The 21,097-nt window shown below is 42.3% G+C and carries 10 protein-coding genes; all 10 read right to left on the bottom strand.

Going from position 1 to position 21,097, the window contains the following annotated elements:
• Positions 1-59: 59 nt before the first annotated feature.
• Positions 60-2,879, bottom strand: a complete 2,820-nt coding sequence (gene carB, locus ACFFIP_RS10070; protein ID WP_382387492.1) for a carbamoyl-phosphate synthase large subunit — start codon at positions 2,877-2,879, stop codon at positions 60-62.
• Positions 2,880-3,262: 383 nt separating this feature from the next.
• Positions 3,263-3,748 carry a peptide deformylase gene (locus ACFFIP_RS10065; protein WP_382387491.1) on the bottom strand — a complete coding sequence of 162 codons (486 nt, stop codon included), beginning with the start codon at positions 3,746-3,748 and terminating at the stop codon, positions 3,263-3,265.
• A gap of 357 nt (positions 3,749-4,105) precedes the next feature.
• Positions 4,106-5,503, bottom strand: coding sequence for a dihydrolipoyl dehydrogenase (lpdA, locus tag ACFFIP_RS10060; protein ID WP_382387490.1), 1,398 nt, complete (start codon positions 5,501-5,503; stop codon positions 4,106-4,108).
• A gap of 223 nt (positions 5,504-5,726) precedes the next feature.
• Positions 5,727-7,265 (bottom strand): 2-oxoglutarate dehydrogenase complex dihydrolipoyllysine-residue succinyltransferase, encoded by a 1,539-nt coding sequence (odhB, locus tag ACFFIP_RS10055; protein ID WP_382387489.1) that lies wholly within the window; start codon positions 7,263-7,265, stop codon positions 5,727-5,729.
• Positions 7,266-7,379: 114 nt separating this feature from the next.
• Positions 7,380-10,181, bottom strand: a complete 2,802-nt coding sequence (locus ACFFIP_RS10050) for a 2-oxoglutarate dehydrogenase E1 component (protein ID WP_382387488.1) — start codon at positions 10,179-10,181, stop codon at positions 7,380-7,382.
• Between the two features lie 298 nt (positions 10,182-10,479).
• The gene (locus tag ACFFIP_RS10045; protein WP_382387487.1) at positions 10,480-11,850 is read right to left on the bottom strand and encodes a RagB/SusD family nutrient uptake outer membrane protein; all 1,371 of its coding nucleotides are present in this window, start codon (positions 11,848-11,850) and stop codon (positions 10,480-10,482) included.
• Positions 11,851-11,861: 11 nt separating this feature from the next.
• On the bottom strand, positions 11,862-14,918 hold the full coding sequence (locus ACFFIP_RS10040; RefSeq protein WP_382387486.1) for a SusC/RagA family TonB-linked outer membrane protein: 3,057 nt from the start codon (positions 14,916-14,918) through the stop codon (positions 11,862-11,864).
• Between the two features lie 280 nt (positions 14,919-15,198).
• Positions 15,199-16,173 (bottom strand): hypothetical protein, encoded by a 975-nt coding sequence (locus ACFFIP_RS10035; RefSeq protein WP_382387485.1) that lies wholly within the window; start codon positions 16,171-16,173, stop codon positions 15,199-15,201.
• Between the two features lie 19 nt (positions 16,174-16,192).
• Entirely contained in the window at positions 16,193-17,836 is a 1,644-nt protein-coding gene (locus tag ACFFIP_RS10030; RefSeq protein WP_382387484.1) for a SusD/RagB family nutrient-binding outer membrane lipoprotein, read from the bottom strand.
• Between the two features lie 20 nt (positions 17,837-17,856).
• Complete coding sequence (locus ACFFIP_RS10025) at positions 17,857-21,087, bottom strand: SusC/RagA family TonB-linked outer membrane protein (protein ID WP_382387483.1); 3,231 nt, start codon at positions 21,085-21,087, stop codon at positions 17,857-17,859.
• Between the last annotated feature and the right edge of the window lie 10 nt (positions 21,088-21,097).

The following is a 21,097-nucleotide window of genomic DNA, read 5'->3' as shown; positions in this document are numbered from 1 at the left end:
TGTCTTGTATCTTTTGTCTTATGTCTTTTACAAACTTCCCTGGTTCCGTAATTATAATTTTATCTACTCAAATACAGATTCCTTTCGGCATAAATCTTCAGGAAATAATCATCCATCAAATCATCGATGAAATAGATCGCCTCTCCCGTAGACTTCATCTCAGGCCCTAATTCCTTATTGACATTCGGGAATTTGTGGAATGAGAAAACAGGTTCCTTGATAGCATAACCCTTTTTCACTGGTTTGAATTCAAAATCAGTTACTTTTTTCTCACCCAACATCACTTTTGTCGCATAATTCACGTAAGGCTCCTGATATGCTTTACAGATAAATGGAACGGTTCTGGATGCCCTAGGGTTGGCTTCGATGACATAAACCCTGTCATTTTTTATCGCAAACTGAATATTGATCAAACCAACCGTTTTGAGTGCCAAGGCAATCTTATGGGTATAGGTTTCTATCTGACGCATAACATAATCACCGAGGTTATACGGAGGGAGTACCGCATAAGAGTCTCCAGAGTGAATACCTGCAGGTTCAATATGCTGCATAATACCGATGATATAGACATTTTCTCCGTCACAGATAGCATCAGCTTCAGCCTCAATCGCACCTTCTAGGAAATGATCCAACAGGATTTCATTATTCGGAATATCTTTGAGCACATTGACAACATGCTCTTCCAGTTCCTTCTCATTGATCACGATCTTCATGCCCTGACCACCCAATACATAAGATGGCCTTACCAACAGCGGGAACCCAATGGTTTTACACAATTCCAAAGCCTCATCTGTGTTGTGGATAGTACCGAACTCAGGGTAAGGCACCTCATTTTCTTTCAGCAAGGTGGAAAATCTGCCTCTATCTTCCGCCAAATCCAAAGCCTCATAACTGGTACCAATGATAGGGATACCGTATTTGTCCATCTTTTCGGCCAATTTCAGTGCTGTCTGTCCTCCCAGCTGAACAATCACCCCAATTGGGTTCTCCTGAAGGATGATTTCATAAATATGTTCCCAGAATACCGGTTCAAAATACAGCTTATCAGAAATATCCGGATCCGTGGAAACAGTCTCAGGGTTACAGTTGATCATGATGGTTTCATACCCACACTCTTTGGCAGCCAATACTCCATGCACGCAGGAATAATCAAATTCAATTCCCTGACCAACCCTGTTTGGACCTGAACCCAGAACCACCACTTTTTTCTTATTGGATGGTACGGATTCATTCTCTTCCCCAAAAGTGGAATAGTAATAAGGAGTCTGAGCCTCAAATTCCGCTGCACAGGTATCTACCAACTTATAAACCCTTCTGATCCCCATCTCAGTGTATCGCTTGTTGAACACCTCAGATTCCAAGCAACCCAATAAATGTGCGATCTGACGGTCTGCATAGCCCTTCTTCTTGGCCATATCCATCAGCTCTCTTGGGATGTTGTTAATATTGAATTTTTCAATTTCAGCTTCAACGTGGATCAGCTCTTCAATCTGCTTAAGGAACCATTTATCGATTTTGGTCAAATCCTGAATTGTTCTGAAGGATATTCCCAATTTGAAAGCATCATAGACATGGAACAGTCTGTTCCAACTTGGATTGGCCAGGCTGTACAATAACTCTTCCTGATTTCTTAATTCTTTACCGTCCGCTCCAAGACCATTTCTTTTGATCTCCAATGACTGACAGGCCTTTTGCAGGGCTTCCTGAAAATTGCGACCAATGCCCATGACTTCACCCACAGCTTTCATAGAAAGGCCTAGGCGACGGTCTGAGCCTTTGAATTTATCGAAGTTCCATCTTGGGATTTTAACGATCACATAATCTATGGCAGGTTCAAAAAATGCAGAGGTGGTTCCTGTAATGGAATTGGATAACTCGTCCAAGTTGTAGCCAATGGCCAATTTAGCAGCCACTTTGGCAATAGGATATCCGGTAGCCTTGGATGCCAACGCTGAGGATCGGGAAACCCTAGGGTTGATTTCAATACCGATGATTTCAGAATTGTCAGGGCTGACCGCAAACTGCACATTACATCCTCCGGCAAAGTTTCCGATACTGTTCATCATGGTGATGGCATAATTCCTCATGCGCTGATACACGGTATCCGGTAAGGTCATGGCAGGGGCAACGGTGATAGAGTCACCTGTATGTACGCCCATAGGGTCAAAGTTTTCGATAGAACAGATTACAATCATGTTCCCGATATTGTCCCTCATAACTTCCAGCTCATATTCTTTCCAGCCCAAAATACTTTGCTCGATCAAGACTTCATGAACTGGAGATGCTTGCAGACCTGCTGAAAGCAATTTCTCAAAATCCTCTGCTTTTTCTACAAAAGCACCACCTGCACCACCTAGGGTATAGGAAGCCCTGATGATCAGTGGGAAACCGATTTCCTGTGCGATTTCTTTACCTTGAAGGAAGGAAGTGGCGGTATCCCCTTTACATACCCCTACACCGATTTTCTCCATCAAAGCCTTGAACTTCTCTCTGTTTTCAGCAGTATCAATAGCATCGATATCCACACCGATCATTCTGACACCAAACTTTTTCCAGATACCTGCCTTATCACAGTCGATAGCGAGGTTAAGAGCAGTTTGACCCCCCATAGTAGGAAGGACTGCATCAATATCCGGATGTTCTTGTAAGATTTTGATGATGGATTTTTTTTCGAGTGGCAGCAAATACACATTATCTGCTGTCACTGGATCAGTCATGATCGTAGCCGGATTGGAGTTGATCAAGGTAACTTTGATACCTTCTTCCCTGAGTGACCTGGAAGCCTGAGAACCGGAATAATCGAATTCACAAGCTTGTCCGATGACGATGGGGCCTGAACCAATGAGTAGAACGTGTTTGATGCTGGAGTCCTTAGGCATTCTAAATGAGGTTTTAAAGAGGGTTAAATACTGATGGCTAAATTGGTGCAAAATTAGGGAAATAATTTAAAGTAGCCCGATTGAATCCAAAAAACATCAGGAAATATGGGGATTAATTCAGAACCTACCCATTACTCTTTCATTCCTTTCCATAAAGGCCAAAAAATTCCTCCATCTGACTTTCGACATCTGACTTTCGAAATCCCTATTCAATCCGGTCCTTCAGACCTCTGATTCATCTTGGTTGCACCCTATTCCCAGGGCTTCTCCCTGGGCTGTCACAGAGCCGCCCTTCAGGCCTTTTCCAAAATCCCACTTAATGAAACCCTTAATCCCTTAAATCCTTAATGGTTCAAACTTCCGCCTTTCGACATCCGCCTTCCCTACACCCTCCACTTAAAACTTTTCTCATCAATCGCCCGCATGGTACACAAAACCCCATCCAAATGGTCATATTCATGTTGGATCAATTCGGAAATAGCCCCTTCCATTGTCCAAATTTGTTTCTCCCAGTTTTCATCGAAATATTCCAAAGTCAGGGACTGATGCCTTTTTACCTTGACAAAAAGATTGGGAAAACTCATACAGTCATCCCACAACTCAAACATCTCCTCGCTGGCATGGAGGATTTTAGGGTTGATGACAATGTAAGGTTTATCCAGATTGAGATAGAAAAGCCGCTTCATAATCCCCAACTGAGGAGCTGCAATGCCTCTACCAAAACCATATCTCCTTCGGATATCTTCCATGGCTTCATGCAGGTCTTTCACCCAATCCATGACCAAAGGAAGTTCTTCCTTTTTGACTGGCTCGCAGACTTCATACAACCTAGGATCACCTAGTTTAAGGATGTCTTCTACTGTTTTCATGGTCACAATTTAAAAAAATAAAACCAGGGCATTTACTGCTCCTGGTTTTATCTTTGGAATCCTTATCCAATTTCAATTTTTAAGACTATGAAGTGACTTGCTAATTCCCTTATCACATCCTGAAAATACTTGACACTTTTTATTCTTTTGACTTAATAATTCAACCTTGTCTTCCGCCAGGCAGGCATTTTAGGGTTGGAATTCTCGAAAATTATAATCATCCATTGCTACAGGGATTCTCCCATGGCAAATACCACTATGTGTATTCAATCATTTCGTGATTTTCTATCTCCGTAATCCACCTTTTAACTTTCGGAATTCTCCCTGTCTGACTTCTTGTATCTTATATCTCAAGTCTTAAATATGCAAAGCCCTATTATCCGTAGCTGCCAAACAAGCTTCTTTGAAGGCTTCGGTATAGGTTGGGTGCGCATGGGACATTCTGGCGATATCTTCAGCAGAAGCCCTGTACTCCATTGCCACCACTGCTTCCGCGATCATATCAGCAGTTCTTGGACCTATCATATGTACACCTAGGATCTCGTCAGTTTCGGCATCCGCCAACACCTTCACCAAGCCATCTGTATCCATCGAAGCTCTTGCTCTACCAGAAGCCATAAATGGGAATTTACCAGCTTTATATTTGATACCTTTTTCTTTCAGTTGCTCTTCGGTGTAACCTACGGAAGCCACTTCAGGCCAGGTGTATACTACGCCAGGAATCAAAAGGTAATTGATATGTGGTTTTTGTCCGGCGATGCTTTCTGCAACAAAGACCCCTTCTTCCTCTGCCTTATGCGCCAACATGGCACCTTTCACCACATCTCCGATTGCATAGATATTTGGCACATTGGTTCTCAGGTGGTCGTCTACTTCAACCTGTCCTCTTTCGGTCAATTTCACTCCAGCAGCTTCTGCATTCAGACCATCTGTATATGGTCTTCTACCAATGGAAACCAACACGTAATCACCTTTGATTTCAATGATTTCCCCTTTTCCATTATCTGCCTTGACAATGACTTCTTTTCCTTTATTCTCCACTGAAGTCACTTTATGTTTCAGGTAAAAGTCAAAACCAAGTTTCTTCAATGATTTCTGAAGCTCCTTGCCCATCGTTCTGTCCATGGAAGGAATCAAGGCATCCATAAATTCCACTACGGAAACTTTTGCACCAAGACGTCCATAAACAGAACCCAGTTCCATACCGATTACCCCACCACCGATCACAATCAGGTGCTTGGGCACTTCCTTCATTTTCAGGGCTTCCGTGGACGTGATGATGCGATCCTTGTCGATGTTGATAAAAGGCAGAGATGCAGGTTTTGAACCGGTAGCGATGATAATATTCTTGCCTTGGATATTCTCAGAAGTACCATCTTCTTTGGTCACTTTGACAGTGTTTTTGTCCACAAAGGAACCCAAACCATGGTGTACATCGATTTTGTTTTTCTTCATCAAAAACTGTATCCCTTCAACATTTTGCTTAACCACATCTTCTTTGCGGGCAATCATTTGCTTGAGGTCCACTTTCAGACCGCTCAGGTTGATCCCGTGGGTTTTGAAAGTATGGGCAGCATTATGGTAATGCTCTGAAGAGTCCAACAATGCCTTGGAAGGGATACAGCCTACATTCAGACAGGTACCACCTAATGTGGAATATTTTTCAATAATGGCGGTTTTCATACCTAACTGTGCTGCTCTGATGGCCGCCACATATCCTCCAGGTCCTGAACCGATTACTATTACGTCGTACATATTTAAGACTATTAGATGTTGGATACTAGACGCTAGACCAGTATCTTGATAAACTATCAAATTCACGTCAGTTAAAAGACATAAGGCCACTAATCAGACCTTATACCTTTTTTGGAGAAGCCTTCGCAAGAAACATTTCATTTGACAAGAAACCGCTCTTGGTTCTTGCCTCTTGCTTCTTGTTTCTTAAATCTAGCCTCTCGCTTCTCGCCTCTCGCCTCTCTTAAACTCCAAACAACAACCTCGTCGGATCTTCTAGAAGCTGCTTCACTCTTACGAGGAAGCTTACAGACTCCCTGCCATCGATGATCCTATGGTCATATGAAAGCGCCAAGTACATCATAGGACGGATTACCACCTGTCCATTTTCAGCCACTGGTCTCTCCACGATGTTATGCATCCCTAAAATAGCAGACTGAGGCGCATTGATGATCGGAGTGGACATCATAGAACCGAAGATACCACCGTTGGTGATGGTGAAGGTTCCACCAGTCATTTCCTCAATGGACAATTTATTGTCCCTGGCTTTAGTAGCCAATCTTACCACTTCCTTCTCAATCTGCTCGAAGCTCATAGTCTCCGCATTTCTGATCACTGGTACCACCAAACCTTTTGGTGCGGATACCGCAATTGAAATATCGCAGAAATCATTGTATACGATCTCATTTCCATCAATCATGGCATTGACTGCCGGCCATTCCTGAAGGGCCACACAAACTGCCTTGGTAAAGAAGGACATAAAGCCAAGGTTGACACCATGTTTCTCTTTAAACTGATCTTTGAATTTCTTTCTCAGTTCCATGATTGGAGCCATATTCACCTCATTGAAGGTGGTCAACATGGCTGTTTCATTTTTCACTGAAACCAATCTTCTGGAAACAGTTCTTCTCAAAGAAGTCATTTTCTCTCTTCTGCTTTCCCTAGAGCCAAATACTTTTGGAGCAGGAGCTGCTTCTTCCGCTTTTGAAGGAGCGGGTTTGGCAGCCGCTTGAGGAGCCACCTGAGGTTTTGGTTGTGCGCTCAAAGCATCTTCTTTAGTAATTCTACCATCTTTTCCTGTACCTTGAATATCCGCTGGATTCAGGCCTTTTTCAGCAATTATTTTAGACGCTGCAGGAGAAGCATGTCCTGTGGCATAAGTTTCTGATCCGGATGGGGCTGCTGCTGCACTTGATGCTGGTTCAGAAGAAGCATGAGCAGAAGTTGGCGCACCACCTTCTACTACTTCGATCTTACAGATCAGTCCGCCGATTTCTAAGGTATCACCTTCTTGGGCCACATGCCTCAAAATTCCGCTTGCTTCGGCAGGCAATTCAAAAGTTGCTTTATCGGAATCTACCTCTGCGATAATTTCATCCAATTCCACATAATCACCATCCGCTTTCAACCAAGAAGCCAAGGTAACCTCAGTGATGGACTCGCCCACCGTAGGGACAATCATTTCTTTGATTTCGCCCGTTTTACCTCCACCGGAAGCTGCCGAAGATTCTTTCTTTTCAGCTACTGGGGCTGTAGTACCAGCACCGGCACCTTCTTCAATCACACAGATTACTGCACCGATTTCTAAAGTATCGCCTTCTTGAGCTTTAATTCTCAATGTTCCCGCAGATTCAGCGGTCAACTCAAAAGTAGCTTTATCAGATTCCAGTTCACAGATAACTTCATCCATGGCTACCTGGTCACCGTCTTTTTTAAACCATTGTCCAATGGTTACTTCTGTGATAGATTCCCCAACTGCAGGGACTTTCATTTCTAGGCTCATTGTTTTTCTCTTTTACCCCCAAACTCACCGAAGCAAGCCCAAGGTTAATTTAATATGTTTCGATTTAAATTAAACCTAAGCCCTGTTCTCTAATGAAAACAGGGTTTAGGGGTTTTATGAAAGTTTTAATGCTTTATTGATAATGGTATTCTGTTCTTGAACGTGGACTTTATGATAACCTGTGGCAGGAGAGGCAGAAGTTTTTCTGGCAATCAGATCCATTGGTACCTCTTTGTACAACATTCTCAATATATAGTTCCAGTACCCCATGTTTTCCGGTTCTTCCTGTACCCAGACTACTTCTGCACCTTTGTAAGCTTTCAAAGCTTCAATAATCTGCTTCTTAGGAAGTGGGTGTAGCTGCTCTACTCTGATGATGGCCACATCTTTTACTTTTTCTTTTTCCCTCGCTTCTTCAAGATCATAATAAATTTTTCCGGAACAAAGGATTATACGCTTCACATCTTTAGCCTTCACGGTAGAATCCAGAATAATTTCCCTGAATCTTCCGTGGGTGAATTCTTCCAATGGAGATACTACCTTAGGATGTCTCAGCAATGATTTTGGAGACATCACCACACATGGTTTTCTAAATTCCCAAGTAAGCTGTCTTCTCAATAAATGGAAGAAGTTGGAAGGCTCGGTAATATTGGCCACTACCATATTGTATTCTGCGGATAATTGCAGGAATCTTTCAGGACGTGCATTGGAGTGCTCAGGTCCCTGGCCTTCATAACCATGCGGCAACAACATCACGATACCATTCATCTTGCCCCATTTGGATTCAGCAGAAGATATGAATTGGTCGATCATGGTCTGGGCACCATTGGCGAAGTCACCAAATTGTCCTTCCCAAATAGCCAAAGTATGAGGATTGGCCATGGCATAACCATATTCAAAGCCCAAAACTGCATATTCAGAAAGCAGGGAGTTATAGATATGGAACTGCCCCTTACTGTCTTTCAGCTCTTTCAGGAAATTATAAGGCTTGTTGGTATTGGAATCATGTACCACGGCATGTCTGTGGGAGAAAGTACCTCTTTGTACATCCTGACCGGTGATCCTTACAGTTTTGCCCTCTAAAAGCAAAGAACCATAAGCCAAAAGTTCAGCCGCGGCCCAGTTTAGGGACTTAGATGTGAAGTACATGTCTTTTCTTTGCTTCAGCTGTACTTCAATCTGCTTGATCGGTTTGAAACCTTTTGGAATGGTGGTAAGTGCATCTGCCACTTTTTCTACCATTTCCAAAGTAATTGCTGTTTCCGGAGACTGCTCAAAATCTTCAGGAGTGGATCTTCTCAGTGATTGCCATTCTTTTTCAAACTTGGTGAATTGGTAAGGAAGAGGTTTTTCTTTTACCATGTTCAACCTGTCCTGAAGCAAATTGCGAAATTCTTCATCCATCTGCTTGGCTATCTTGGCATCGATATCCCCTCTTTCTGTCAATCTTTTTACATAGATTTCTCTAGGGTTTGGATGCTTGGAAATGATGTTGTACAGCTCAGGCTGGGTGAATTTAGGTTCGTCAGACTCGTTGTGTCCATGTCTTCTGTAACATACCATGTCCACAAATATGTCCTTATCGAATTTCTGACGGAATTCAGCGGCCAATTTGGCTGCAAACACTACTGCCTCAGCATTGTCTCCATTGACGTGGATAACCGGTGCATCAATAATTTTCGCAACGTCGGTACAGTAAATGGATGTTCTGGCATCATCAAAATCCGTCGTAAAACCAACCTGGTTGTTGATGACAAAATGCACGGTACCTCCGGTATTGTAACCTTTAAGGCCTGCCATTTGGGTCACTTCATATACGATACCCTGGCCTGCAACGGCCGCATCACCATGGATCAAAATCGGAAGTGCCTTTTTGGAATTGCCTTTATGCTGGGAATCAATTTTCGCCCTAATAAATCCTTCCACCACTGGATTGACTGCCTCGAGGTGTGAAGGGTTTGGCGCTAACTTTAAATTTACTTTTTTATCTCCTGTGGTAATAATATCCGAGGAATAACCCATGTGGTATTTCACGTCCCCATCACCCATTGTCAAATCCGGTTTGGCAGTACCTTCAAACTCAGAGAAAATCTGCTCATAGGTCTTGCCCATGATGTTGGACAAAACGTTCAATCTTCCTCTGTGGGCCATACCGATCATCACTTCTTCCACTCCTAAGTCAGCTGAATGGTTGATCACCGCATCCAAAAACGGAATGGTACTTTCACCACCTTCTAAGGAAAAACGCTTTTGTCCCAAATACTTGGTATGCAAAAAGTTTTCAAAAACTACCGCTTGATTCAGTTTAAATAAAATTCTTTTTTTCTCATCCACAGATGGATTGAAAGCTAATGCCTCTTTTTCAATTTTGGTTTTCAACCAATCCAACATCTCAGGATCCCTGATGTAGAGGTATTCAAACCCTAAAGCACCTTCATAGATGATTTTTAAGGCATCTACGATTTTAGAAAGTTTAGCTGTACCAATACCGATTTCTTTACCGGCCTGAAATTCAGTATTTAAATCATTTTGATCCAAACCGAAATCAGTAATGTCCAAAAGAGCTTTTCTGTCCCTTCTCTCCCTTACCGGGTTGGTTTTAGACCTGAGGTGGGCTCTTGACCTGTAAGCATGGATCAAAGCACGTACTTTAATTTCTTTTGGTAGCTGCTCCATATCCATGATGGTTCCTGGCGTTGCCAAAGAACCATTTTTAGCAGGTTGGGCAGCAACACCATTGTTGGTTTTCGCAGCACCACCATCCTCATCTTCACCAAATTTGGTTATGGCAAACTCAAAGCCATCAAAAAATGTCTTCCAACTTGGGTCTATTGATTCAGGATTGGTCTTGTATTCAGCATATAGCTCATCGATGTAAGCCACATGCGCATTGGAGATGTAGGAGAATTTATCCATGATAGATTTTTAGCTAACTATACAAAGGTATATCGAATAAATAATGTTTGAAAACTGTATATTCGCTTATACAAATGTATTTGATTTTCTATTAGATAAGGTCTGAAAATAATCCGATATAAAATAAGGCAGTTGAAGAAAAAAGGGGGATCTTTAAAATTTTCTTTTGCATTTTCCTATTCAGCCATACTTCTTACGGAAGTCAAATATCTATAGTGTTTAGCATCATAAAAAAATTAAACCCAAAGGCATAAAAAAAGGGAGTCAAAAACTCCCTTTTCTATAATATTTAGCTTTATCAGCCTCCATAACCTGGATTTTGTACCAGATTTGGATTGGCATCCATCTCTCTTTGAGGGATAGGAAGCACCATTCTTGGATCATTGAATTGATAAAGCGTTTCAGAAGAGTTGTCTCTTACAAAACCTTTCAATCGCTTCACATCATGAACAGCATGTCCTTCATGGGCCAATTCAACTTTTCTTTCAGCCAAGATGGCTTCCAAAGTTACAGCAGTCAATGGAGCAAGACCTACTCTTGCCCTGATTCTGTTCACGTCGTTCAATGGCGTATCTCCCACTGTCGTTCCTAACCTAAAGTTAGCCTCAGCTCTGGTGAGGTATAATTCAGCCAACCTCATAACTTTGACGTTTTTGAATTGATCTCTCCATTTGGCAGTACGCAATTCCCCTGCACCGGAGAAAAACTGATTCAATCTCGCATCACCGGCTTCATAGAATGTCAAGTGCTCATCGAGGACAGCCACATCACCACCTCTTGCACCAAACTCAGGAAGAGAATAGAACAAGAACATGTCATTTGAAGGATCCTGAGGATTTACCTGAATGGCAAACAGATCTTCATTGGAATCATTATCTGTATTGAAAGCATCCATGTAAACTGGCACAAGGCTTTTGCCATTGGCAGTAGCTGCAGTAATGGCTCTATTAACAGCTTCTCTTGCTGCATCATAGCGCTCCATTTGCATATATACCCTAGAAAGCTGGGCTGCAGCCACATAATTTCTAGCCAGGAAGCTATTAGAAGCAGGAAGTAAACTCTCTGCTCTTGTCAGATCATTCAGGATTTGTGTGTACACTTCCTCAACCGTATTTCTGCTCACAAAGCTTTCATCAGTTATGGCTCTTGTAGGCGTCAACACCAATGGTACTCCAAGATTACTGCCAGTATTTCCTGCTGTATAAGGAAGAGCAAACAGCTTGATCAATTCAAAGTACATGGAGCCTCTGATAAACAAAGCTTCTCCTTCAATTCTGTCCCTATCAGCAGCATTCACCACATCCAAAGCAGAAAGTACGTTATTACTGACGTTGATGGCGCGGTATGCTGCAGACCAAGTACCTTCTACAAAAGAGTTGTTCACAAAAATCTGCTTGTTGTACATCTCTCGTGGTTGGTTGAAAGTACCTTCCCATCTTATTTCACGATTGGAACCCAGCATTTCAGAATACAGTTGAATCCTACCGCCGTACAATTGGACACTACGCATTTCAGAGTAAGCACCCAACAAAACCCTTTTCACATTAGAATCATTGCTCAAAGCCAGATCCTGGTCAATACTTTGAAGAGGGGGAAGCGTCAATTGGTCATCACAACTACTGAAAACAGCAGTCAAACCGAACAATGCGATTACTATATATTTTTTCATCTTCTTCCTATTTAAAATCCGACATTAATTCCCATTGAGAATGTTCTGGCCTGCGGAGCAGAATAGAAGTCATTTCCTTGGAACACGTTGTCCGCCAAATAATCAGCATTTACTTCTGGATCCCATCCTCTATACTTGGTGAAAGTCAACAAATTTTGACCAGTAAAGAAGACCCTGAAGCTGCTCACTTTGAATTTCTCCAACTGAGCCTTGGGCAATGAATAACCCAAAGTCAAAGTTCTCAATCTTAGGTAGCTTCCATCTGACAAATATCTACTGGAAGCATTACAACCGTTACATTCACCCAATCTAGCTTGAGGAATATTGGTGATATCACCCGGCTGTCTCCATCTTGCCATTTGGTCCCTGGTAGAGTTATCAAACCAGTCCCCGTTTGCAGCGAAGAAACCTCCACCGCCGTCGTAGATGTCATTCCCAAATACACCCTGGAACAAGAAACTCAAGTCGAAGTTTTTGAAGGTCAGGTTATTAGTAATACCTCCGATAAATCTCGGGTTCGGGTCACCCACAAACATTCTTTCTGCTTCATTGTAGTCATTGGTGGTTTCAGTTCTCTCGGCATTGGCATAATACAAGGCATCGCCATTGTTTGGATCAACACCTGCATAAGCCGGACCATAGAATACACCAATAGATTGGCCTATAAATACGCCGTTAAGGAACCTTGAAGAAGAAGGAGGAATAGATTCCTGACCTGGAGCCAATTCCCTTACACGGTTGATGTTTCTGGCAAAATTGATGGATGTATTCCAGGTGAAGTTCTGATTCGTAATATTCGCAGAGTTCAACACGAATTCAACACCATAGTTCTGCATCCTACCAATATTCTGTCTTTGTACTGAGAAACCGGAAGTAGCAGGCACAGGCACGTTCAACAATAAATCTGTGGTATTTTTGTCATAGTAATCAATCTCACCTGTGATTCGGTCTCTGAACAAGGCAAATTCAACTCCAATATCCAACTGGGCTGTTTTTTCCCAAGTCAGGTTAGGGTTAGGGATCTGTGTAGGTCTCAAACCCGGAATCAAGGCATAAGAAGCTGATCCATAAAGACCCAAGTGATCAAAATTTCCGATTTCAGCATTACCCGTCAGACCATAAGAACCTCTTAACTTCAATAAGCTAAGGGTTTCATTACCTTTCAGGAATCCTTCCTCAGAAAGAATCCATCCTACTGAAGCAGCTGGAAAGAAACCATATTTGTTGTTTTCACCGAATCTTGAAGAACCATCCACTCTGGCACTCAAAGTTGCCAAATACTTTTCATTGTACTTGTAGTTTACTCTGGTAAAGTAAGAAAGGAAAGAAAAGTTGGTTTGTGAAGAAGATCCACCGATGATTTCAGCAGCAGAAGCCAAAGTTCTCAATTCATCCAATGGAAATTCCTGACCTTCCACAAAGGTGAAATACTGATCAGATCTTTGGAAAGACATACCACCGATGGCTTCAAAATTATGACGCTCAGCAAACACCTTACTATAAGTAAAGTAATTATTGGTATTGTAGTTCAAAATTCTGGTCCACCTTGATCTACCAAAACCATTTGTGGACAAACCTAAGTTGGTTCTTGATCCAAAGAACTGCTCATCATTCTGATTGAAGATATCCACGCCAAATTCAGATCTGAATCTCAGATTTGAGGTCAACTTATATTCACCAAATACATTGGTGATATTTCTGAACGTTGTATTCAACCATTCTGCATTCTCCGAATCAATCAAGTTATTGTAGTAAGTAGCGGTAGGTCTGTCATACAATTGTCCATTCAGATCACGGATTGGCGTAATTGGTGCCAAGGCAACCAACTGAATTGGATTGTTAAACTGATTATCATCAGACAACCTGTTGTTCTGCGTTCTACTTAGACCAAAATTGGCTCCAATCGTGAATTTATCTGTAACTGTATGATCCAAATTCAAACGACCTGAAATTCTTTCAAAGTCATTTCGGATCATAATACCGGTCTGCTTGTCATAGGCTCCAGAGAAGAAGAACCTGGTCTTGTCATCACCACCCGAAGCGGAAAAGTTCACATTTGTCGTACCTGCCTTAGGATTGAAAGCCTGCTTTTGCCAGTCAGTATCAGTCTCCAATGTTCTCCAATCAGACCATCCTGAGTATCTATCCAAACGGCTATCTACAAACTGAAGATCAGAACCTGGATAATCAGCAGGATTATTGATCGGGTCAAAACCCAATCTAAGATCATTGTTGTAACCGGCTTCCCTCATCAATTCAACATATTCACCGGCATTCAAAAATTCCCTCAAACGGGTTGGCTCAGAGATACCTCTTTGAATTCCTACATTGAATTTGGTCTTTCCTTTAGCTCCGGATTTGGTAGTGATCAACACCACACCGTTCGCTGCACGGGCACCATAGATGGCCGCAGCCGATGCATCTTTCAATACTTCAAATGACTCAATATCGTTGAAGTTGATATCCGACATTGGGTTATAGTAACCAATACCGCCGCCGGTAGTCATTGGAATACCGTCAATCACATATAGAGGATCATTACCACCGGAAATAGAGGTAGTACCTCTTACTCGGATCTTGACACCTTCACCTAGCTTACCGCTTGATGATTCCACGAATACACCAGCCATTCTTCCCTGAAGGGCCTCCTGGAAGTTAGGAACTGGAATAGAGGCCAGGTCAGCTCCCTTTACTGAAGCGACGTTACCGGTAAGGTCACCTTTGGTAGTACTACCATAACCAACAACCAATACTTCTCCCAATACTTTGGAATCAGGCATCAATGTTACGTTGATTTGTTGATTGTTACCGACAACAATTTCCTGGGTAACAAAACCAACAAATGAATATGCCAGGGTTTCACCTGGACCTGCTTGGATAGAATACTTTCCATCCAAATCTGTAATCGCTCCTCGGGTAGTTCCCTTCACCAGAATGTTCACCCCTGGTAATGGGAAGTTATCCTCTCCGGAAATTACAGTCCCTGAAATTTGCCGCTGTTGCGCTGATGATTCATGAGAAACAACCAACACGAAAAGCGCAATCACAAAGAGTAGAGCTTTTCTCATAGAGATTTGGTTTAGTTTGACGATTTATTTGATAATAGAATTCAAATTTACCCAAAAAAACATCAATAACCTTTTTAAATAAGGACTAGAGGACTATTTAAAACACAAGTGCAAAATAATGGTGATATCAATTTTACCTATTTTCCTAGGTTTGAAAGATAGGAGACAAAATCAAAAAACAAACCTAAAATCAACTCCGAATCAACTAAAAATAAGGACAAAAAAAAGCAGCGCCCAAAGAGCGCTGTTTTTTTTGTATGAAGAAAGTTTACTAGTTCAATTATCTCAAAGTAGATGGCCAAGGCTTGCCTTCATTTGCAAACAATACCACTCTACCGGTCTCATTGGATCCATTTACCCAAGTGAACACCAATTCAGATCCATTGTTGCTGATAAAGTTAAAGGTATAGCTATCACCATACTTATCTGCACCGGTGAAGGAAAGGATACCACAGGCATCATTCAACCTGACGTTACCACCAAAGGTATCGCCATAACATGGCCAGAAACCAAATGTTGCATCAGAAACAGTATAAGCTGTTGAGTTAGCTACTGGAGTCAAGGTAACAGTACCTTCTATTGTACCGGCACAAGCACCATAAACTGACTGCATTTCTGAAGACTGATATCTGTAAGTACCGCCCAAATCAGTTGGACAGATCACATTACTTTGATACAGGAATGGAGAAGCGTAGAAGAAACCACCAGCTACGTCAGCAGAACGGTTGGTCCAATCAAATGTTCTTCCAAATTTGTCAGTCACATAAAGTCTTACCTCAAATGAATCACCACCTTGCATCTGTGCAGCAGTAATACCTGACGCAGACATCATTTCATTAGCAGTGATTTCAAAAGAAGTCCTCATGTAAGTTTGTGTAGGATGGTTAGGGTTTTCTGAAGCCTTCTGAAAATCAGAAAGGCTCAGCGTTTTGATCAACACATCATTTACATTACTTTCGGTTCCAGCTGGTCTGTATTCCAAACCAACACCTGGGATCAACCTTCTATGTCTTACCTTTATCTCAACACTTTGCAAAGTGTTCCCACCTTCCGCATCAACTGCCTCCAAAGTCAAGCTAATTTTGGAATTAGCCAAATCGAAGAAGTTCAAATCAGTGGACCTCTGAATAGTACGGAGGTATAAGGCGGTATCAAACGTTTTGTATGGTATATTAGGATCTACAAAGTCCACGCAAGAGGTAATGACTACCAACAGGGACATCAAGAATCCAAAACCTATTTTTTTCATTTTCATAATTTCTGTGATTTATAGATTAATACACCCAACCATTACCTTCAGGGTTGGTATCCCAGAATACACGTTCTCTTTGAGAAGCCTTTTGTTGCGCTTTGTTATTGGTTACCTCGTGATTGTTCGGATAGAACAATGATCTTGGGAAGTCGCCAAAATTTGTCAACAAACCTGGCTGCATGCCATCAGGTTGCCCTGTTCTTCTGTACAAGTTGTAAGACTCGTTACCGTTACCGAATAACGCGATCCAATACTCTCTTCCAATAAAGTACATCTTTCTGGCAGCAGGAGCTGCGTCGAACTCATTAAGAACATATGTTACGTAGTTATTAGAAGCAGTGGTATAACCTGCTGCAGCTTGGAAAGTATTGATTGCACCGGCTTCAGAAGTAGAGACAGCGAAAGCTCTAACGTAAGCAAGGGACTTTCTCATGCCACTTTCTAAATAAGCTCTTGCATCACCATTTACTCCAGACATGGTTTGAATAGCTTCCGCAATCATAAAGTCTACATAAGCAGGCAACATGATCGGTTGTATACCAGCTCCTCCTGCACCTGCACCAGCTGCTACGCCAGCACCGGCATTGTTGTCAAAGCGACCACCGGCAGGATAAACACCCCAAGCAGTTCTTCCCAAACCATCCGGTGGAATACCTTCTGCATTCAGGTGATCTCTACCCCAGTAACCTCTATCACCTGGTAAGCAAAATGGAAAACCACCTGCCAAATAATGTCCTGGTGCAATTTCACTGATACATCTCAATTGATCAGGATCAGTTGGATTAGCAGTAACTTGTCTGTAGAAATAGAATCTTGCTCTTGGATCATCGAAACCTTTCTCTTCAGTCAAGTGATACATATACCAAGTGGACTGGTAATCACCGCCACCACCTGGCTGATACTGACCTGCATATCGAGGATGTCTAGCATCAGGGTCAGTCAGGTTAGTACCATATTTGAATACAAACTCCTGTCCTGGTTGGATGAAATTGTTCTCAGCAATCAAGGCATTGATCGCTGCAGCAGATCCAGAAGCATCAACCAATTTTCTGTTTAGATGTAGTTTCAACTGCAAGGAGTTAACCAATCTAACCCAATTGGCCCAAGTACCCCCATAGTACATATCCTGAGGTGAGCCCAGTGAAGAAGCGGTAAAGTCCTGCTTAGCCTGCGTCAAATCTGCCAAAGCAGCAGCATAAACAGCTGCAGGATCATCATAGCCAGGATTAAATTCATTTGGATCCAAAGCCTGAGAATAAGGCACTGCATTGAAATAATCTACCAAAGTCATCAAGACATAGGCTCTCATGGTTCTTGCCATACCCAAATGTCTTCTGAAGTTGGCATTTTCAGCCAAAGGCTCCAGAAATTTGATATCATTCAAGATATTTGAATAAGCATTAGACCAAATACCGTTAAAGTTAACCGGTACATAAGCCTGCTCATACAAGTTGGAACCTTGGTTAAGCATCCTCGTCAATCGCATACCGTTGTTACCGGTCGCATTGAAAAAGTCTTTGAAGTCTAGCTGAACCCTGTTCAATACCAGGTTCAAATCCGCGGTTGAAGCTGTTACTGCGTTTGGATCTTCTTGAAGGTCCAAGTCGCAGGCACTTACCACCAATAAACTCAAGGCGATAAATAAGCTATATATTCTTCTTTTCATTGTCATGTCGTTTTAGGTGATTAGAAAGCAAGGGTTACTGTACCACCAAATCTTCTGGAGCTAGGACCAGTTACGAAGTCAAAACCTAAACCGTTACCCACACCAAGACCCAAAACATCTGGATCGAAGTTCATGTTTGGAGGGAAGTTCAAGGCTTTGAACCACAAGTTTGTCGCGCTCAAGGCAATAGAAGCTCTCTTGAAAGGAGTCCTGGAAGTGATACTGCTAGGAATATCATAACCCAAAGACAATTCTCTCAATCTGATAGCAGATCCATCGAATACGTTGGACTCATCAGCACCTGTATGGTATTGGTTGAAGAAGTAGTTGGAAGCAGTTACCTGAATATCATTAGGCGTTCCGTCCTGCTTCACGCCTGGAAGAATAAAGGTCAACTCTCTGTCTACCACTGGATCTTTGGTCACACCCCTTGCCAAGGTAGCCGTAACAGTGTTAGAGAAGATCACACCTTTGTGTCTGTACTCCAACATGGCATTCACAAAGAAGCCTTTGTAACGGAAGGTGTTGATCCAGGAACCGGTCCATCTTGGGTTAGGATCACCCAATTCAACCAATTCAGCAGCAGTTTGGTAATCACCTGATGGTAATACAATAGGCTGCCCAGTCTGTTCGTCTCTTGCGAAACCAGTACCTTTGATGATGTTGAACGGTTTGCCTGGAATAGCGAAGTTACCTAGGTTAGTGAAACCAGCTACTACGATTTCGTCCAATCCTTCACCCAATTCCATGGTGACGGTTCTATAAAGAGTAAAGTTCACCACTGATTCCCAAGTAAAACCACTAGGTCTGCTGATTGGCGTTACAGTACCTTGGAATTCAATACCCCTGTTTCTGATTCTACCAATGTTGATCGCTGTATTTGTAAAACCTGTAGCAGGATCAATTGGGGCATTGGTAATCAGGTTTCTGGTATTTTTCTGATACAAGGAAAGATCAAATCTCAATTTGTTATTGAACATGGTAGATTCAATACCGAATTCAAATTCCTCATGCAACTCAGGCTTCAGGTTAGGGTTACCCAATCTTGTACTTACAGACTGAGATTGGAACAAAGTACCTGCAACACTTTGGAATGCCCTTGCATTCTGCGCTAATACATTTCTAGTACTGTAAGGTCTTGGGAAACCTGCAGATGTACCATAACCGAATCTCAGTTTCAGGTCATTTACAGTGGAAGAATTCCAGTTGAAAGCCTGAGAAGGCAAGAAGGAAACGGAAGCTCCTGGATAAAGGATTCTTCTGTTGTCTTTTTCTACAGTGGAAGTCCAGTCATTTCTGGCAGACAAGTTCAAGAATAGATAATCATCATAATCCAATGTTACGTTGGCATAAACACCCATTCTTCTTTCTTCTTCAGTGAAGTTCAGGTTGGCACCGTTCAATGGATCTCTAGATGCTGCTTGTAGGAAGTTAGAATGTCTAAACAATCCAAAAGCCAATTGGCCAGTGGAAACCAAACCATCCTGCTCATATATATCATATCTAGAGTTACCACCCAATAAGGCGGAGAATCCGATTTTGTCAGAAAGCTCAGTTCTGTAATTCACAACCAAATCCTGGTTCCAGATGGTATTTCTAACGAAAACACTCTTGTAATAACCGGAGTTGATCAAGGTGCTCACACCTCCACCTCCACCTTTGTTGTACCTATTTTCTCTGCTCTCAGAATAGGTATCCAATCCTATACGATAAGTCACAGAGAAATTGTCATTGATATCATAGTTCAATGAGGTAGAGTTGAAGAAACGGTTTACTTTAGAAGAGTTTACGTAGTTTTCAGTCAACCAGTATGGGTTCAACTGGTCATTGTTAGAACGGTAGTGAACGTTACTGCCATCAACCGGGTTGGTGTAAGGCAGGTTTTTTAAGTCGTAAGAACGTGGAACATACAAGGTGTTCGCAAATGCAGAAGGAATACCTCCAGCAGGTCCTGAACCGTAAGCCGCATTCACTGGTGGCGACAACAAGTCTGTGATCGCAAAAGTGAAGGAAGAGTTTACCGAAAGTTTGTCCGTTATAGCCGAGTTGATGCCCAATCCAAAGTTATATTTCTTCAAGTCGTTACCTGGCAAGAAGCCTTGGTCATTGGTATAACCAAATGAAGCTGAATAACCTGTTTTATCAGAAGCACCAGCTACCTGTACGGAAGTATTGGAAACAATACCGGTACGGAAGAAGGCTGTGCTTACATCTTCGTAAGCTTTGAAATCGTACCTGATCGGTGTCGTGGAAGGAGTTCCATCTGCATTAGGTACGAAAAATTCAGGGAAGGCATTTCTCACTGAAGCTAGGCCAGAAGAGGCGATCGGGTGAGCAGTAGTCAAACCGATATCCAATCTTGGACCGTAGTTAGAGAAGAACAAACCTGGCTGCTGCTGGAAACCGTTACCGTAGATTTGACCATAAGAAGGCAATGATGCCGCTTGGTTACCAAATACTGACTGGTTGATGGTTACTTCAGCTGCTTTTCTCTTGTTCGCTCCTGATTTGGTGGTGATCAAGATTACACCGTTTCTACCTTGGTCACCATATAATACGGTGGCAGAAAGACCTTTCAACACAGAAACGTTTTCAATGTTGTTAGGATCAATATCCAAGAAACGGGAAGAAGTAGTGGCACCACCTGAAGTAAAACCATTTGTTGCATTTGTGTTGGTGTTAAAAGGAACACCATCCACAATGAACAAAGGCTGGTTGGAACCAGTTGCTGAGGAATAACCCCTGATGATGATGTTTGTACCGGAACCGGACAAACCGTTAGTAGCAGTGATGTTAACACCGGCTACTTTACCTTGCAATACCCTGGAGACGTCAGCTTCTGGTCTGTTTTGGATGAGTTCTTCACCCACAGAGGAAACTGCGTAACCCAAGGCTTTCTTTTCTTTCTCGATACCGATCGCCGTTACTACCACTTCTGATAGTTGGGCTGCATCCAAAGAAAGGGTTACATTGATTACAGATCTGTTGCCGATGGTCTCTTCTTGGGTCTTTAGACCAACAAAAGAGAAAATCAACACATTAGATCCAGCTGGTACTGAAATAGAGTAATTACCATCCAAATCGGTGGTAGTCCCTACTGTAGTACCTTTGACGAGAACGGATGCGCCTGGCAAGCCCATACCGTCTTCATCGGAAATTACCTTTCCGGTAATTACCCGTTGTTGCGCCGACACCTCAAACGTGAGTGCCATGGTGAAAAGCGCAATAACAAAGAGTAAAGCTTTTCTCATAAGGTATTTT

Origin of the sequence: Fontibacter flavus (genome assembly GCF_042432905.1) — a bacterium.
In the GTDB taxonomy this organism is placed as follows: domain Bacteria; phylum Bacteroidota; class Bacteroidia; order Cytophagales; family Cyclobacteriaceae; genus Fontibacter; species Fontibacter flavus.
Note: the sequence above shows the minus strand (reverse complement) of the source record. Positions and strands in the feature narration are given on the sequence as shown.

What these genes read in the sequence shown, in the direction of transcription:
- carB (WP_382387492.1), bottom strand. Translation starts at nt 2,879, where the DNA reads ATGCCTAAGGACTCCAGCATCAAACACGTTCTACTCATTGGTTCAGGC.
- ACFFIP_RS10065 (WP_382387491.1), bottom strand. Translation starts at nt 3,748, where the DNA reads ATGAAAACAGTAGAAGACATCCTTAAACTAGGTGATCCTAGGTTGTAT.
- lpdA (WP_382387490.1), bottom strand. Translation starts at nt 5,503, where the DNA reads ATGTACGACGTAATAGTAATCGGTTCAGGACCTGGAGGATATGTGGCG.
- odhB (WP_382387489.1), bottom strand. Translation starts at nt 7,265, where the DNA reads ATGAGCCTAGAAATGAAAGTCCCTGCAGTTGGGGAATCTATCACAGAA.
- ACFFIP_RS10050 (WP_382387488.1), bottom strand. Translation starts at nt 10,181, where the DNA reads ATGGATAAATTCTCCTACATCTCCAATGCGCATGTGGCTTACATCGAT.
- ACFFIP_RS10045 (WP_382387487.1), bottom strand. Translation starts at nt 11,850, where the DNA reads ATGAAAAAATATATAGTAATCGCATTGTTCGGTTTGACTGCTGTTTTC.
- ACFFIP_RS10040 (WP_382387486.1), bottom strand. Translation starts at nt 14,918, where the DNA reads ATGAGAAAAGCTCTACTCTTTGTGATTGCGCTTTTCGTGTTGGTTGTT.
- ACFFIP_RS10035 (WP_382387485.1), bottom strand. Translation starts at nt 16,173, where the DNA reads ATGAAAATGAAAAAAATAGGTTTTGGATTCTTGATGTCCCTGTTGGTA.
- ACFFIP_RS10030 (WP_382387484.1), bottom strand. Translation starts at nt 17,836, where the DNA reads ATGAAAAGAAGAATATATAGCTTATTTATCGCCTTGAGTTTATTGGTG.
- ACFFIP_RS10025 (WP_382387483.1), bottom strand. Translation starts at nt 21,087, where the DNA reads ATGAGAAAAGCTTTACTCTTTGTTATTGCGCTTTTCACCATGGCACTC.